Raw genomic sequence first — 13,290 nt, 5'->3', positions numbered from 1 at the left:
TAGCGTGGCGGCATGTCGCTGCTCGTCCTCCATGCCCGTCTCATCACCATCCCCACGGGGTCGCTCGATCCCGGGTACGTCGACGGCGGCTGGATGCTCGTCGGTGACGACGGACGCATCGCCGCCGTGGACTCCGGCGAGCCGAGCGGCGCGATCCTCGCCGGCGCGGACGAGACGCTCGACGTCGCGGGCGCCTTCGTCGCGCCCGGCTTCGTCTCGAGCCACTCCCACCTGTTCACGAGCGGACTGCGCGGGCTCGGGGTGGCCGACACGCTCTACGGATGGTGCGACGCGATGCTCGGCACGACAGCGCACATGACCCCCGACCAGATGTACTGGTCGACGCTCCACGGCGCGCTCGACTTCCTGTCGAACGGCGTGACGACGGCGTACAACTTCACCGATCCGCTCCAGGCGTGGGAGTCGATGGTCGACGGCAAGCGCACCGGCACGGCGGGGCTGCGGGGCCTCGACTACCACTTCCGTCAGGCGGAGGGCACCCGCGACGCCGGCATCCGGTTCGTGGATGCCGCGGGCATGGACGTCACGGCGGGCGCGCCCGACGAGGTGTTCGAGCGCTTCGCGGCCGAGGTCGCCCACACGCGCAGCTTCGACCCGGACTACGCGCTCGGCGCGTCGATCATGGGCCAGGTGCAGTGGTCGCCGCACCCCGAGGCGGCGGAGTTCGAGGTCGAGGCGATGCGCCGCCACGGGGTGACCAATCAGGCGCACCTGCTCGAATCTCCCGAGGCGGTGCCGCACCAGCAGTCGAAGTTCGCGCTCTACCGGGATGCCGGGGCCCTCGAACGCGGGCTCATGCTCGGGCACTTCATCCAGACGACGCCCGAGATCATCGAGCAGGCGGTCGCCGGCGGCGCCTCGATGTCGTGGCAGCCCGCGTCGAACGGTCGCCTCGCGTCGGGCGTCGCGCTCGTCCCGGAGATGCTCGAGATGGGGATGAAGGTCGGCGTCGGCCTCGACGACCAGGCATGCACCGACGTCAGCGACCCGTGGCAGAACATGCGGATGGGCATCTACATGCAGCGCGCCCGCACGCAGGACCCGTTGTCGATGATGCCCGAGCTGATGCTCCGCCTGCACACGCTCGGCGGCGCGGAGATCATGGGCGTCGCCGACCGCGTCGGCTCGCTCGAGGTGGGGAAGTTCGGCGACTTCGTCGTCGTCGACCCGCGGATGCCGGACGTCGGGCCGCTCTGGCATCCCGTCCGCTCGTACGTGCTCGCGATGAGTCCCCGGAACGTGAAGGCGGTCTACGTCGGCGGCCGGCTCGTGAGCGGCCCCGGCGGGATCTCGACGAACCCGCTCGCGGAGGAGGCATCCGCCAAGGTGCACGAACTCCCGGCCGCCGTCGTGCCGCTGCGCGGCCACCCGCACTGAGCGGGCCGAGGCGTACCGTATTCAGTCTGCGTGCAGGGCCGGGGTCTCGGCTCGCGCGGAAACGCGGGGCGGCGTCGCGGTGCCAGGTTCGCGGAGACTGAATACGGTACGGGCCCCGGCGGTCAGGCGACCGACGTCGCCATGCCCATGCGGGTGAGCACGACGTTCTCGAGGATCTGCACGACGTTGTAGAGCACGAGGGTGATGATCGTGATGAGCGCGATCGCGCCCCAGAGCTGCGTGAACTGGGCCTGCGCGTTGAACTTGAGGATCGCGCCGCCGATGCCCGTGCCGGTCGAGAGCCACTCCGCGAGGAGCGCGCCCGTCACGGCGGCCGGGACCGACACCCGCATCGCGGCGAACACCGACGGCAGCGCGCCGGGCAGATTGACCTTGCGCAGCGCCATGAATCTGCTCCCGCCGTAGACGTGCACGACATCGAGGCTCTGCTGACTCGCCCGGCTGAGGCCGAACAGGACGTTCGCGAGCGCCGGGAACAGCACCACCACGGTGCCGATGACGGCGACCGACGCCGTCGTGCCGCGCCCCGTGATGAGGATGATCACGGGGGCGATCGACACGAGCGGGATCGTGCGCAGGAGCAGCACGAGCGGCATGACGCCGGCCTCGATCGCCTTCGACAGGCTGAACAGCACGGCCAGGACCACTGCGACGACCATGCCGACGACGAATCCGATCACCGAGTCGAGGAGCGTCTGCCCGAGAAGGGGGAACAGCTGGTCGCGGTGGGCCGCCGCCTTCTCGTCCGTGAAGAGGAACGCGAAGACGTCGATCGGACCCTTCGCCACGTAGGGGGAGATGCCGGTGAGGCTGACGACCCCCTGCCACAGCAGCAGGAGGACGGCGAAGGTGATCACGGCATTGCCGAGGGACCGGCCGAAGGAGCGTACGACGGCACGGCGACGGTCGGCGCGCAGCCGAGCGAGTGCCGCGGCATCCGCCTCGAGCGCGATCTGCGTGGTCGGCTGCGCCGGCGGATGCAGCGCGTCGATCGTGGGATTCGTCGGCATCAGACGGCCTTCCCCGCCACCCAGGGCGTGACGAGTCGGATGATCAGGCCCACGATGCCGTAGGCGGCGAGGGCGAAGACCGCGCACAGCAGGAAGACCGACCAGACGCCGGCCGAGTCGAGCTGACCCTGCAGGCGGATGAGGGTCGGGCCGACGCCCGCGGTGATCGCGCCGAGGTACTCGCCGAGCACGGCGCCGAGGAAGGCGGTGGGGACGGCGATCTGCAGGGCGTTGAGGATCGAGGGCAGCGCCGCGATCAGACGGACCTTGCGCAACTGCGTCCAGCGGCTGCCCCCGTACACGCGCACGACGTCGAGCGCCGACCTGTCGGCGGCCTTGAACCCGAGGATCGAACCGACGACCGTCGTGAACACGCACACGAGCGCGGCGAGGAAGATCGCCGTCGCCGAGGGCGCGCCCGGGCTCTTGGCGCCACCGAGCACGACGACCGAGATGCCTCCGATCGCGACGATCGGCAGGCAGTAGCTGACGACGGCGATCTGCGTGATGACCGTCTCGGCCTTCGGGAACAGCAGCACGACCGTGGCGAGCACGAGGGCGATGCCGTTACCCCACAGATAGCCGATGCCGGCGGCGGCGAGCGTCGGGGCGAACACGCTCCAGGCGCCCGCGATGTTGCCCTGCACGAACAGCCAGTCGAAGACGGCGAGCGGCGACGGCACCGGGGTGAAGGTCGTCCCCTCCTGCTGTTGAAATGCGGTGAGCGAGAAGACCCACCAGATGAGGATCAGCGCCACGCCGCCGATGACGCCGGCGAGCCAGCCGGGAATGCGCGTGCGGGTCATCACGCCTCCGCTTCGGCCCGCCCGTCCGAGCCGAAGAGCAGCTCGGATGCCTGGTCGACGTACGCGTGGAACTCGGGGGTGCGCATGATGTCGGGGGTCCGCGGGCGCGGCAGGTCGATCTCGATGATCTGCTTCACGCGGCCGGGGCGCGGCGACATGACGGCGACACGGTCGGCGAGGAAGATCGCCTCGCTGATGCCGTGGGTGACCAGGAGCGTCGTCGCGGGCTTCTCGGTCCAGATGCGCAGCAGCTCGAGATTGAGGTTCTGCCGCGTCATGTCGTCGAGCGCGCCGAAGGGCTCGTCGAGCAGGAGCACCGACGGCTTCAGGACGAGGGCGCGCGCGATCGATGCGCGCTGGCGCATGCCGCCGGAGAGCTGTGACGGCTTCGCGTTCGCGAAGTCCTTCAGGCCGACGAGGCCGATCAGCTCATCGACGTAGGCCTTGTCGACGCTCTTGCCGGCGACCTCGAAGGGGAGCTCGATGTTCTTCCGCACGCTCCGCCACGGCAGCAGCGCGTGGTCCTGGAAGGCGATGCCGAGCTCGCTCTTCGCGCGCAGCTGGTCGGGCGTCTCGCCGTCGACGAGCGCGACGCCCGTCGACGGGTGCTCGAGCGAGGCGAGGATGCGGAGGATCGTCGACTTGCCGCAGCCCGAGGGGCCGAGGAGGGCCAGGAACGACCCCTTTTCGGTGTGCAGATCGGTGTCCTGCAGCGCGGTGAGCGATTTTCCCCCGCGCAGCGAGAAGGTCTTGGAGAGGCCGGTGATGTGGATGCCGGTGCCGCTGGTGGTGCCGCTGGGCGAGTTCCCAGCGGCACCGGCATCCGTGTTCGTCAGATTCGACATGGTTCCTGTGGCGCAGTGGTGTTACGGCAGGTACTTCACCAGGTCGGGGTTCTCGGCGTAGATCTCGTCGATGATCGACGTGTCGAACAGCTTGTCGGCCGTGAGGTCCCAGCCGGACGCCTTGAGGGAGGCGAGCGTCTGCTTCTTCAGGGCGTCCGAGATCGTGAACAGGCCGTTCGCCTCGGTCTCATCGGTCGAGATGAGCTTCGCCTGGGCCTCGATGCCGGCCTTGACCTTCGCCGGGTCGAGGTCGCCGAAGGTGAGGTCGCCGGCCGCGGCCGACTCGTTGTAGTGCTCGGTGACCTTGGTGACCGTGGCGTCGACGGGCTCGGTGAAGGTCTTCGCCCAGCCCTTGATCTCGGCCGTCAGGAACGCCTTGATGAGGTCCTTGTTCTCCGCCAGGTACTGGTCGGTGACCGTGAAGGTCTCGGCGACGTAGGGCAGCCCGTTCTCCGCGTAGGCGAGGTTCGTGACCGGGTAGCCCGCCATCTCGACCGTGATCGCCTCGTTGGTGAGGTAGGCCATGAAGCCGTCGACCTCGCCGTTGATGAGCGGGGTCGGGTCGAAGTCCACAGGGACGACCGTGACCTCGCTCGGGTCGATGCCGTTCGCGTTCAGGAGCGCGGCGAACACCGAGGCGTTCGAGTCCTGCACGCCGATCTTCTTCCCCTTGAGGTCCGCGGGGGTCTTGATGTTCCCGCCGCTCTGGAGCGACACGATCGTGAAGGGGTTCTTCTGGAACGTCGCGCCGATGATCTTCAGCGGGGCATCCTGCTCGGCGACCGCCGCGCCGACCGATGCCGCGTCGCTGAGCGCGACCTGGACCGTGCCGGAGAGCAGCTTCGCGACGCCCGTGTCCGGGCCGGCGATGCCGGTGACCGTGCCGAAGCCGGCCTCGTCGTAGTAGCCCTCGTCGTAGGCGTAGTACTCGCCGGCGAACTCCTCGTTCTTGATCCAGGAGTACTGCACGCTGATGTCGCCGTAGTCGGCGGCCTCGCCGGAGCCCGAGGCGGCCGGGGTGCTGGAGCCGGAGCAGGCGCTCAGGGCGAGGACGGCCACGGCGGCAGCGGCGAGAGCCGCCCCGATCCGTCCGGCGCGTCGCGATGCTGACGATGTCATGGTGCCTCCTGGTGCTGTGGTCGATCCGTCACGGACCGGTCGGAGATGCGAGAGTGCGCGGCGCCGTCGTTCGGGAGTCGGGCGTGCGGTGTCGCACCTGAATGGATCGACGATAGGGATCGCACGTTTCGGACAGACGGGTGCTCTGTTTCCCGTCCGTTACGGAGATCTCCGCGCGCGGCATCCATTTACATCGCCGACACATCCGTGGTGTTTGCTGTCTCCACGCACGACGGAGGAGGCGCGATGGACCTGCCCACGGTCACCGGCTATCGTTCCGCGCGCACGCCCGCGGATCTTGCCCTGGAGCCCGGCGAACGCTTCCTCGCGGGCGGCACCTGGCTCTTCTCCGACCCGCACCCGGATGTGACGGGCCTCGTCGATCTGACGACGATGGGGTGGACGGCGCTCGAGGAGAGCGCCGCGGGGCTGCGCGTCGCGGCCACCTGCACGATCGCCGAGCTCGCCGCCTACCGGGGCGCCTGGCGGGCCCAGCCGCTCTTCCTCCAGAGCGCGTCGGCGCTCCTCGCGTCGTTCAAGGTGTGGAACGTCGCGACGGTCGGCGGCAACATCTGCCGAGGGTTCGCGGCTGCGGCCATGACCTCGCTGTGCACCGCCCTCGACGGGGTCGCCGAGGTGTGGATGCCGGGCGGCGACGCCTACCGGGTGCCGGTCGCCGAGCTCGCGACCGGCAACGGCACCACGGCCCTCCGTCCGGGTGAGGTGCTCCGCGCCGTCGACCTCCCCGCCGCGGCCCTGCGCGCGCGCACGGCGCTGCGCCGCATCGCGCTCGCCGAGCGCGGGCGCTCGGGTGCCGTCGTGATCGGTCGCCTCGACGAGGACGGTGCAGCGGTCTTCTCCATCACCGCCGCGACCGAGCGCCCCGGCATCCTGCGCTACGACCGACTGCCGGATGCCGGGGCGCTCCGCGCCGACGTCCACGCGCTCCCCGGCTACTACACCGACCCTCTCGGGGCGGCGGACTGGCGCCGGCACGTGTCCGCGGAGCTCGCGGACGAGATCCGGGCGGAGCTCGCCGCATGAGGGTCGAGATCGCATGAGGTTCGAGATCAACGGAGATCCTGTCGACGCCGATCCGGCGCCGGGCCAGTGCCTGCGCACCCTCCTGCGCGCGCAGGGTCGCGTCGACGTCAAGCGCGGGTGCGATTCGGGCGACTGCGGAGCATGCTCCGTCCTCGTCGACGGCGCTCCCGTGCACTCCTGCATCTTTCCCGCCCAGCGGATCGCGGGGCGGTCGGTGACGACCGCGGCGGGCCTCGGGGGTCCGGGGGCGCTCTCGCCGATGCAGCAGTCGTTCGTCGACCACTTCGGGTTCCAGTGCGGGTACTGCACGGCCGGCATGGTCGTGACGGCCTCGACCTTCGACGAGGACGACCTCGACGATCTGCCGCAGCTGCTGAAGGGCAACCTGTGCCGGTGCACCGGCTACCGGTCGATCGACGAGGCCGTCCGGGGCGGCGTCGCACGCGGCGCGCAGAACCTCGGCGCGACCGGCATGCCGCCCGCCGAGCGCTTCGGCGCCGGCGACCTGATCGGCCGGTCGGTGCACCCGCCCGCCGCTGAGCGTGTGGTCGCGGGCCTCGAGCCGTACACGTTCGACCTGGACCCGGACGGCGAGTTCGGCGGCGCGCTCGTGCTGCGGGTGCTCGGATCGCCGCACGCGCACGCCCGCATCACGGCGATCGATACGCGGGCGGCCGAGGAGCTCCCCGGCGTCGCACTCGTGCTCGATCATCGCTCGGTGCGGACGCAACGGTTCTCGACCGGGCGGCACGAGCACCGCGAGGACGATCCGGACGACACCCTGGTCTTCGACGACGTCGTCAGGTTCGTGGGCCAGCGCGTCGCGGCGGTCGTCGCGGAGACGGCCGCGATCGCCGAAGCCGCCTGCCGCCTCATCCAGGTCGAGTACGCGCTCCTGCCCGCCGTCTTCGACCCCGAGGAGGCTCGGAGCCCGGGCGCGCCGCTGCTGCACCCCGAACGGACGCCCGCCGACCGCGTCGACGACGCGGCCCGGAACGTCATCCTCGGCATCCACGAGGGGTTCGGCGACGTCGACGCGGCGATCTCCACCGCGCACGCGACGGTCACCGGCACGTGGCGCACCGGGCGGATGATCCACGCCCAGCTCGAGACGCGCGGGGCGCTCGGGCGGCTGGACGAGGACGGCCGGCTCGTCATCCGCACGAGCTCGCAGGTGCCCTTCCTCGTCCGCGACGAGCTCGCGCTGCTGCTCGGCCTCGACCGGGATCGCGTGCGGGTGCACACCGCCCGGGTGGGCGGCGGCTTCGGAGGCAAGCAGGAGCTCATGTGCGAGGACCTCGTCGCCCTCGCCGTGCTGCGGACGGGTCGCCCCGTCGCGTACGAGCTCAGCCGGCGGGAGGAGTTCGAGCGGACCGCGGTGCGGCATCCGATGCGCATCGCCGTCACGCTCGCCGCGGACGCCGACGCGCGCCTCACCGCCATGAAGCTCGACGTGCTGTCCGACACCGGCGCCTACGGGAACCACTCCCGCGGCGTGCTCTTCCACTCCTGCGCGGAGTCGATGAGCCTCTACGCGTGCCCGGCAAAGCGGCTGGATGCCGAGGTCGTCTACACGAACAACGTGCCCTCGGGAGCCTTCCGCGGGTACGGGCTCGGACAGGTCATCTTCGCGATCGAGTCGGCTCTCGACGAGCTCTCCCTCGCCCTCGACATCGACCCGTTCGAGCTGCGTCGCCGCAACGTCGTGCGTCCCGGCGATCCGCTCAAGCCGCACCACGACGAGCCGGAGAGCGACCTCGTCTGGGGGAGCTACGGACTCGACCAGTGCCTCGACCTCGCGCAGGAGGCCCTCGCGCGGGGCAACGGCGTGAGCGCTCCCGACGGCTGGGCGGTCGGCGAGGGCATGGCCGTCGCGATGATCGCGACGATGGCGCCGTACGGACACATCTCGCACGTCACCGTCACGGTGGGCACCGACGGCCGGTACCGCGTGGGCATCGGCACGAGCGAGTTCGGGAACGGCACGACCACGGTGCACACCCAGATCGTCGCGACCGACCTGTCCACGACCCTCGACCGGATCGACCTCCACCATTCCGACACGGATGCCGCGCGCCACGACACGGGCGCGTTCGCCTCCGCCGGGATCACGGTGGCGGGTAAGGCGCTGCACGCCGCATCCCTCGCCCTCGTCCGCGTCCTGCGCGAGACGGCGGCCGCGATCACGGGCATGCCCGCCGAGGAATGCACGGTCGAGCCGGATGGGGTGCGCGTCGCCGGAGCGGCAGGTCGTCTCTTGGGTTTCGCCGAGGTGATCGCCGCCGCGCCCGCCGAGTACCGCCACGGTGACGGCATCCGCACGGACGGCAGCGAGCTCGGCGATCAGCGATCGCTCGCCTTCAACGTGCACGCGTTCCGCGTCGCCGTCGACCCGCGAACGGGCATCGTCCGCATTCTGCAGTCCGTGCAGGCGGCCGACGCGGGCACCGTGATGAACCCGGAGCAGTGCCGCGGCCAGATCGAGGGCGGCGTCGCCCAGGGGATCGGGTCGGCGCTCTACGAGGAGATCATGATCGGCCCCGACGGCGCCGTGCTCAACCCGGCGTTCCGGGTGTACCGGGTGCCGCAGTTCGGCGACATCCCGCCGACCGAGGTCCTCTTCGCCGACACGAGCGACGACCTCGGCCCCTTCGGCGCCAAGTCGATGAGCGAGTCGCCGTTCAACCCGGTGGCGCCCGCTCTCGCGAACGCCGTGCGCCGTGCCATCGGCGTGCGCCCCTACGAGACTCCGATGTCGCGCGATCGCGTGTGGCGCCTCGCCGCCGGGCACAGTGCAGCCGGGCACAGTGCAGCCGGGCACAGTGCAGCCGGGCACAGTGCCGCCGCCGAAGGGCGGATGTGAGCATGCGGGACATCCTCGATGACGCTCTGCGCTGGCTCTCCGGCGGTGCGCCGGTCGCGATCGCCACGGTCGTCGGCATCCGCGGATCGGCGCCCCGGGGACTCGGGGCCGCGATGGTGGTCTCCGCGGACGGGCAGGTGCGGGGGAACGTCTCGGGCGGGTGCGTCGAGACGGCAGTGGTCACGGCATGCCTCGACGTGATCGAGACCGGTGTGCCCCGGGTCGACGGCTACGGCATCGCGGAGGACGACCTCTTCGCCGTCGGCCTCATGTGCGGGGGGAGCATCGACGTGCTGGTCCGGCCGGTGCATCCCGGGAGCCCGGAAGCCCGAGATCTCGCCGTGCTCGCCGCCGGCGAGGCGGTCGCCCACGTGCTCTGCGTGCGCGGCGAGGGGGTGGGCGCGGCGCGTGCGATCCGGCATGCCGAAAGCGGCATACACCGGGACGCCGCCGCGATCGCTGCTGCCGATGCCGGGGGAGACCGGCCCCGTCTCATGGGGTACGACGCCGACGGATGCCGCGCCGAGACCGGCACCGCGATCGCGGTCGAGTATCTCGTGGTGCCGTTCGCCGGGCCGCCGCGCCTCGTCGTGGTGGGCGCGGTTCAGCAAGCCGTGGCGCTCGCCCGCCTCGGTGCCGCGACAGGTTGGGCGGTGACGGTGCTCGATCCGCGCGACGCGTTCGCCGCGCCCGGCCGGTTCCCGGGCGCGGAGGTCGTGGTGGACTGGCCGGACCGCTGGCTCGAGAGCGCCGCGCTCGACGGGCGCAGCGCCGTGTGCGTGCTGAGCCACGACGAGCGCATCGACGCCCCCGCCCTGCGGGTGGCGCTCCGCGGCCCCGCGGGCTACGTCGGAGCGATGGGGAGCCGCCGCACGCACGACGAGCGCGTGGCGCGGCTGCGCGTGGCGGGGGTGACCGAGGAGCAGCTCGAGCGCCTCCGCTCGCCGATCGGCCTGGACCTCGGCGGCCGTTCGCCCGAGGAGACCGCGCTGTCGATCCTCGCGGAGATCGTCGCCGTCCGGCATGGAGCGAGCGGGCGGCCCCTCAGCGAGCTGCATGGGCCGATCCACGCGGACGCGCCCACGTGAGCGGCCTCTGCGGGATCGTGCTGGCCGCGGGCGCCGGCACGCGCTACGGCGGACCGAAGGCGCTCGCCTTCGAGCCGGCCGAGGCGGCGGGGCCCCGCGGCCCTGCGGCCGATCCGGCGCCCCGATCGTGGCTGCTGCGCGCCGTGGCGGCCCTCCATGCCGGTGGATGCCAGACCGTCCTGGTCGGCCTCGGTGCCGAGGCCGCCGCGGCGGAGGCGATCCTGCGCGATGCGGGGGCGGATGCCGAGGTGGTGACCGTGGCCGACTGGGGGGAGGGTGTCGCGGCGACCGTCCGGGCGACGCTGCGCCGGGCCGCGCAGACTCCCGCTGCGGTCGCTGTGCTCGTGACGGTCGACACCCCGGAGCTGCCTGCCGCTGCGGTCGCGCGCGTCGCGGCGGGCGCAGGTGTCGAGACGATCGCTCGCGCTTCGTACGGGGGGAGTCCGGGGCATCCTGTCGTCGTCGGCCGTGCGCACTGGGAGGGCGTCATCGCCGCCGTGCGCGGCGATCGCGGCGCGGGCGTCTATCTCGCGGCGCGCGGCGCCCGCGCGGTCCCCTGCGACGACCTGTGGTCCGGCGCCGACCGCGACACCCGCGCGGGTGTCTAGCGCCGGCGGCGTCAGGCTGCGGCGGAGGCGAGTGCGGCGATCGCCGACGTGAAGAAGCTGAGGCCGTCGAGGCCCGAGCGCATCGCTGCGGGGGTGTTCGGGCCGAAGCCGGGCTCGACGGCGTGCTCGGGATGCGGCATGAGGCCGACGACGTTGCCCGAAGGGTTCGTGATGCCGGCGATGTCATCGAGCGACCCGTTGGGGTTGACGCCGACGTAGCGGAACGTGACGAGGCCATCGCCCTCGATCTGCTTCAGGGTCTCGGCCGAGCAGATGTAGCCGCCGTCCGCGTTCTTCAGCGGGATCGTGATCTCCTGCCCGATCTCGAACGCGTTCGTCCACGCGGTCGACGCGTTCTCGACGCGCAGGCGCTGGTCACGGCGGATGAACTGCTGGTGGGCGTTGCGGATCAGGCCGCCCGGCAGCAGGTGCGCCTCGACGAGCATCTGGAAGCCGTTGCAGATGCCGAGGACGGGCATGCCCTTCGCCGCGGCATCCTTCACCTCGGTCATGATCGGGGCGAGGGCGGCGATCGCCCCGGCGCGCAGGTAGTCGCCATAGCTGAATCCGCCGGGGAGGACGAGCGCGTCCACGTCGTCGAGGTCGTGCGAGCCGTGCCAGAGGGCGACGGGCTCGGCACCGGCGAGGCGGATGGCGCGCTGCGCGTCGCCGTCGTCGAGCGAGCCGGGGAACGTGATGACCCCGATGCGTGCGGTCACCGGGCGGCCTCGGAGGACGCGACCTCGATGCCGACGACATCCTCGATCACGGCGTTGGAGAGGATCTCCTCGGCGATGGTCTTGACGGCCGCGAGGGTCTCCTCCGAGGTGTCCGCGACCGTCAGCTCGAAGCGCTTGCCGATGCGGACGCCCTCGAACCCGGCGTGGCCGAGGCGGGCGAGGGCGCCGGCGACGGCCTTCCCCTGCGGGTCCAGCAGCTCGGCCTTGGGCATGACGTCGACGACGATGGTGGGCATTCGAGGCTCCAGGAGTCGCGGGAAGGGGTGCGACCAGTCTATCCGGACGGAGCCGTGATCGAATCGTGACCATTGATCATGGGAGCGCTCCCTTGCGTTCTTGGGAGCGATCCCATACCGTAGGTCCGGTCGGATGAGAGCGCTCCCACACCTGCAGACGCAGGATCAGCGGCTCGCCCGATGCAGCATCCTCGCACCCGCACACCACAAAGGAGTGACCGTGAAATCACGCGCACTGCGTCGCATCGGCTTCGTGACCGGCGCACTGACCACCTCCGCCCTCGTGCTCGCCGGCTGTGCCGGTTCGAGCGGAGGAGCGGCGACCGCCGACCCGAACGAGAAGGTGACGCTCACCATCGCGACCTTCAACGACTTCGGCTACACCGACGAGCTGCTCGCCGAGTACTCCAAGGAGCACCCGAACGTCACGATCGTCCACAACAAGGCCGCGACCTCCAACGACGCGCGCGCCAACTATTTCCAGAAGCTCGGCAAGACGGGCCTCGCCGACATCGAGGCGATCGAGATCGACTGGATGCCGGAGGTCATGAAGTACTCCGATCTGCTCGCCCCCGTCCCCGACAGCCTCAAGGGCCGCTGGCTCGACTGGAAGGAGAAGGGTGCGACGGATGCCGACGGCAACCTCATCGGCTACGGCACCGACATCGGCCCCGAGGGCGTCTGCTACCGCTCCGACCTGTTCGCCGCGGCGGGCCTGCCCACCGACCGCGAAGAGGTCGCGAAGCTCCTCGAGGGCGACTGGGCGAACTACTTCAAGGTCGGCGCGGACTACACCGCCAAGACCGGCAAGGCGTTCTTCGACTCCGCCGGCGGCACGTACCAGGGCATGATCAACCAGGTCGAGTCGGCGTACGAGAACCCCACCAGCGGCGAGATCGAGATCGCCCCCGACGTCGAGAAGATCTACAACGAGGTCCTCGATGCCAGCGCGACGCAGTCCGCACACCTCGGCCAGTGGTCGGATGACTGGATGGCGGGTCTGTCCAACGGCGCATTCGCGACGATGCTGTGCCCGGGCTGGATGCTCGGCGTCATCTCCGGCAACGCGAAGGACGTCACCGGGTGGGACATCGCCAACGTCTTCCCCGGCGGCGGTGGAAACTGGGGCGGTTCGTACCTGACTGTCCCCGCGAACGGCAAGAACGTCGCGGCAGCGCAGGAGCTCGCCGATTGGCTCACGAGCCCCGACACGCAGCTGAAGGCGTTCGAGAACGCGGGCACGTTCCCGAGCCAGCTCGAGGCGATGAAGAGCGACACGCTCCTCGGCTCGACCAACGAGTTCTTCAACAACGCCCCCGTCGGCCAGATCCTGACCGACCGCGCGAACGCCGTGACGGTCTCGCCGTTCAAGGGTCAGTTCTACTTCCAGATCAACGACGCGATGCAGAAGGCTCTGACCCGCGTCGAAGACGGCACGCAGGACAAGGCGACGTCCTGGGCGCAGTGGAAGAGCGAAGTCGACGCCATCAAGTGATCCCCGCGGTCGCCGGG

General features: G+C 71.0%; 12 protein-coding genes. 6 read left to right on the top strand and 6 right to left on the bottom strand.

From position 1 onward, the window contains the following. The first annotated feature begins 12 nt into the window (after positions 1 to 12). Positions 13 to 1,398, top strand: a complete 1,386-nt coding sequence (locus J0I43_RS05325; protein ID WP_292860150.1) for an amidohydrolase family protein — start codon at positions 13 to 15, stop codon at positions 1,396 to 1,398. Positions 1,399 to 1,520: 122 nt separating this feature from the next. Here J0I43_RS05325 and J0I43_RS05320 read toward each other — a convergent pair whose 3' ends face one another. From J0I43_RS05320 to J0I43_RS05305, 4 genes are read right to left on the bottom strand one after another with little or no spacing between them, the layout of a single operon-like run. Continuing rightward, positions 1,521 to 2,429: an ABC transporter permease gene (locus J0I43_RS05320; RefSeq protein WP_292860147.1), complete on the bottom strand. Its 909-nt coding sequence runs from the start codon at positions 2,427 to 2,429 to the stop codon at positions 1,521 to 1,523. Beyond that, positions 2,429 to 3,235: an ABC transporter permease gene (locus tag J0I43_RS05315; RefSeq protein ID WP_292860144.1), complete on the bottom strand. Its 807-nt coding sequence runs from the start codon at positions 3,233 to 3,235 to the stop codon at positions 2,429 to 2,431. The genes J0I43_RS05320 and J0I43_RS05315 overlap by 1 nt, the downstream gene beginning before the upstream one ends. Continuing rightward, complete coding sequence (locus J0I43_RS05310; RefSeq protein ID WP_292860142.1) at positions 3,235 to 4,080, bottom strand: ABC transporter ATP-binding protein; 846 nt, start codon at positions 4,078 to 4,080, stop codon at positions 3,235 to 3,237. Before J0I43_RS05310 ends, J0I43_RS05315 begins: the two co-directional genes overlap by 1 nt. A gap of 21 nt (positions 4,081 to 4,101) precedes the next feature. Next, positions 4,102 to 5,199, bottom strand: a complete 1,098-nt coding sequence (locus tag J0I43_RS05305; RefSeq protein WP_292860140.1) for an ABC transporter substrate-binding protein — start codon at positions 5,197 to 5,199, stop codon at positions 4,102 to 4,104. A gap of 246 nt (positions 5,200 to 5,445) precedes the next feature. On the opposite strand from J0I43_RS05305, the gene J0I43_RS05300 reads away from it, so the two are divergent. From J0I43_RS05300 to J0I43_RS05285, 4 genes are read left to right on the top strand one after another with little or no spacing between them, the layout of a single operon-like run. Then, positions 5,446 to 6,243 carry an FAD binding domain-containing protein gene (locus J0I43_RS05300; protein WP_292860138.1) on the top strand — a complete coding sequence of 266 codons (798 nt, stop codon included), beginning with the start codon at positions 5,446 to 5,448 and terminating at the stop codon, positions 6,241 to 6,243. Positions 6,244 to 6,256: 13 nt separating this feature from the next. Further along, a complete protein-coding gene (locus tag J0I43_RS05295; protein WP_292860136.1) occupies positions 6,257 to 9,106 on the top strand; it encodes a molybdopterin cofactor-binding domain-containing protein in 2,850 nt (949 codons plus the stop codon). Between the two features lie 2 nt (positions 9,107 to 9,108). Further along, positions 9,109 to 10,194: an XdhC family protein gene (locus J0I43_RS05290; protein WP_292860134.1), complete on the top strand. Its 1,086-nt coding sequence runs from the start codon at positions 9,109 to 9,111 to the stop codon at positions 10,192 to 10,194. Further along, positions 10,191 to 10,802, top strand: coding sequence for an NTP transferase domain-containing protein (locus tag J0I43_RS05285; RefSeq protein ID WP_292860132.1), 612 nt, complete (start codon positions 10,191 to 10,193; stop codon positions 10,800 to 10,802). Before J0I43_RS05290 ends, J0I43_RS05285 begins: the two co-directional genes overlap by 4 nt. Before the next feature lie 11 nt (positions 10,803 to 10,813). Here J0I43_RS05285 and purQ read toward each other — a convergent pair whose 3' ends face one another. Continuing rightward, positions 10,814 to 11,521, bottom strand: a complete 708-nt coding sequence (gene purQ, locus J0I43_RS05280) for a phosphoribosylformylglycinamidine synthase subunit PurQ (protein WP_292860130.1) — start codon at positions 11,519 to 11,521, stop codon at positions 10,814 to 10,816. Continuing rightward, entirely contained in the window at positions 11,518 to 11,778 is a 261-nt protein-coding gene (purS, locus tag J0I43_RS05275) for a phosphoribosylformylglycinamidine synthase subunit PurS (protein WP_292860128.1), read from the bottom strand. The genes purQ and purS overlap by 4 nt, the downstream gene beginning before the upstream one ends. Before the next feature lie 220 nt (positions 11,779 to 11,998). Here purS and J0I43_RS05270 point away from each other — a divergent pair, with 220 nt between their 5' ends. Beyond that, a complete protein-coding gene (locus J0I43_RS05270) occupies positions 11,999 to 13,273 on the top strand; it encodes an ABC transporter substrate-binding protein (RefSeq protein WP_292860126.1) in 1,275 nt (424 codons plus the stop codon). Positions 13,274 to 13,290 lie beyond the last annotated feature (17 nt).

Origin of the sequence: Microbacterium sp. (assembly GCF_017305435.1) — a bacterium.
In the GTDB taxonomy this organism is placed as follows: domain Bacteria; phylum Actinomycetota; class Actinomycetes; order Actinomycetales; family Microbacteriaceae; genus Microbacterium.
The sequence above is the reverse complement of the archived record's forward strand: the minus strand, read 5'-3'. Positions and strand labels throughout refer to the sequence as shown.

Bases quoted from the DNA above. Each gene is read 5' to 3' on its own strand.
- J0I43_RS05305 (WP_292860140.1), bottom strand. From the start codon at position 5,199: ATGACATCGTCAGCATCGCGACGCGCCGGACGGATCGGGGCGGCTCTC.
- J0I43_RS05310 (WP_292860142.1), bottom strand. From the start codon at position 4,080: ATGTCGAATCTGACGAACACGGATGCCGGTGCCGCTGGGAACTCGCCC.
- purS (WP_292860128.1), bottom strand. From the start codon at position 11,778: ATGCCCACCATCGTCGTCGACGTCATGCCCAAGGCCGAGCTGCTGGAC.
- J0I43_RS05300 (WP_292860138.1), top strand. From the start codon at position 5,446: ATGGACCTGCCCACGGTCACCGGCTATCGTTCCGCGCGCACGCCCGCG.
- J0I43_RS05315 (WP_292860144.1), bottom strand. From the start codon at position 3,235: ATGACCCGCACGCGCATTCCCGGCTGGCTCGCCGGCGTCATCGGCGGC.
- J0I43_RS05295 (WP_292860136.1), top strand. From the start codon at position 6,257: ATGAGGTTCGAGATCAACGGAGATCCTGTCGACGCCGATCCGGCGCCG.
- J0I43_RS05320 (WP_292860147.1), bottom strand. From the start codon at position 2,429: ATGCCGACGAATCCCACGATCGACGCGCTGCATCCGCCGGCGCAGCCG.
- J0I43_RS05325 (WP_292860150.1), top strand. From the start codon at position 13: ATGTCGCTGCTCGTCCTCCATGCCCGTCTCATCACCATCCCCACGGGG.
- J0I43_RS05290 (WP_292860134.1), top strand. From the start codon at position 9,109: ATGCGGGACATCCTCGATGACGCTCTGCGCTGGCTCTCCGGCGGTGCG.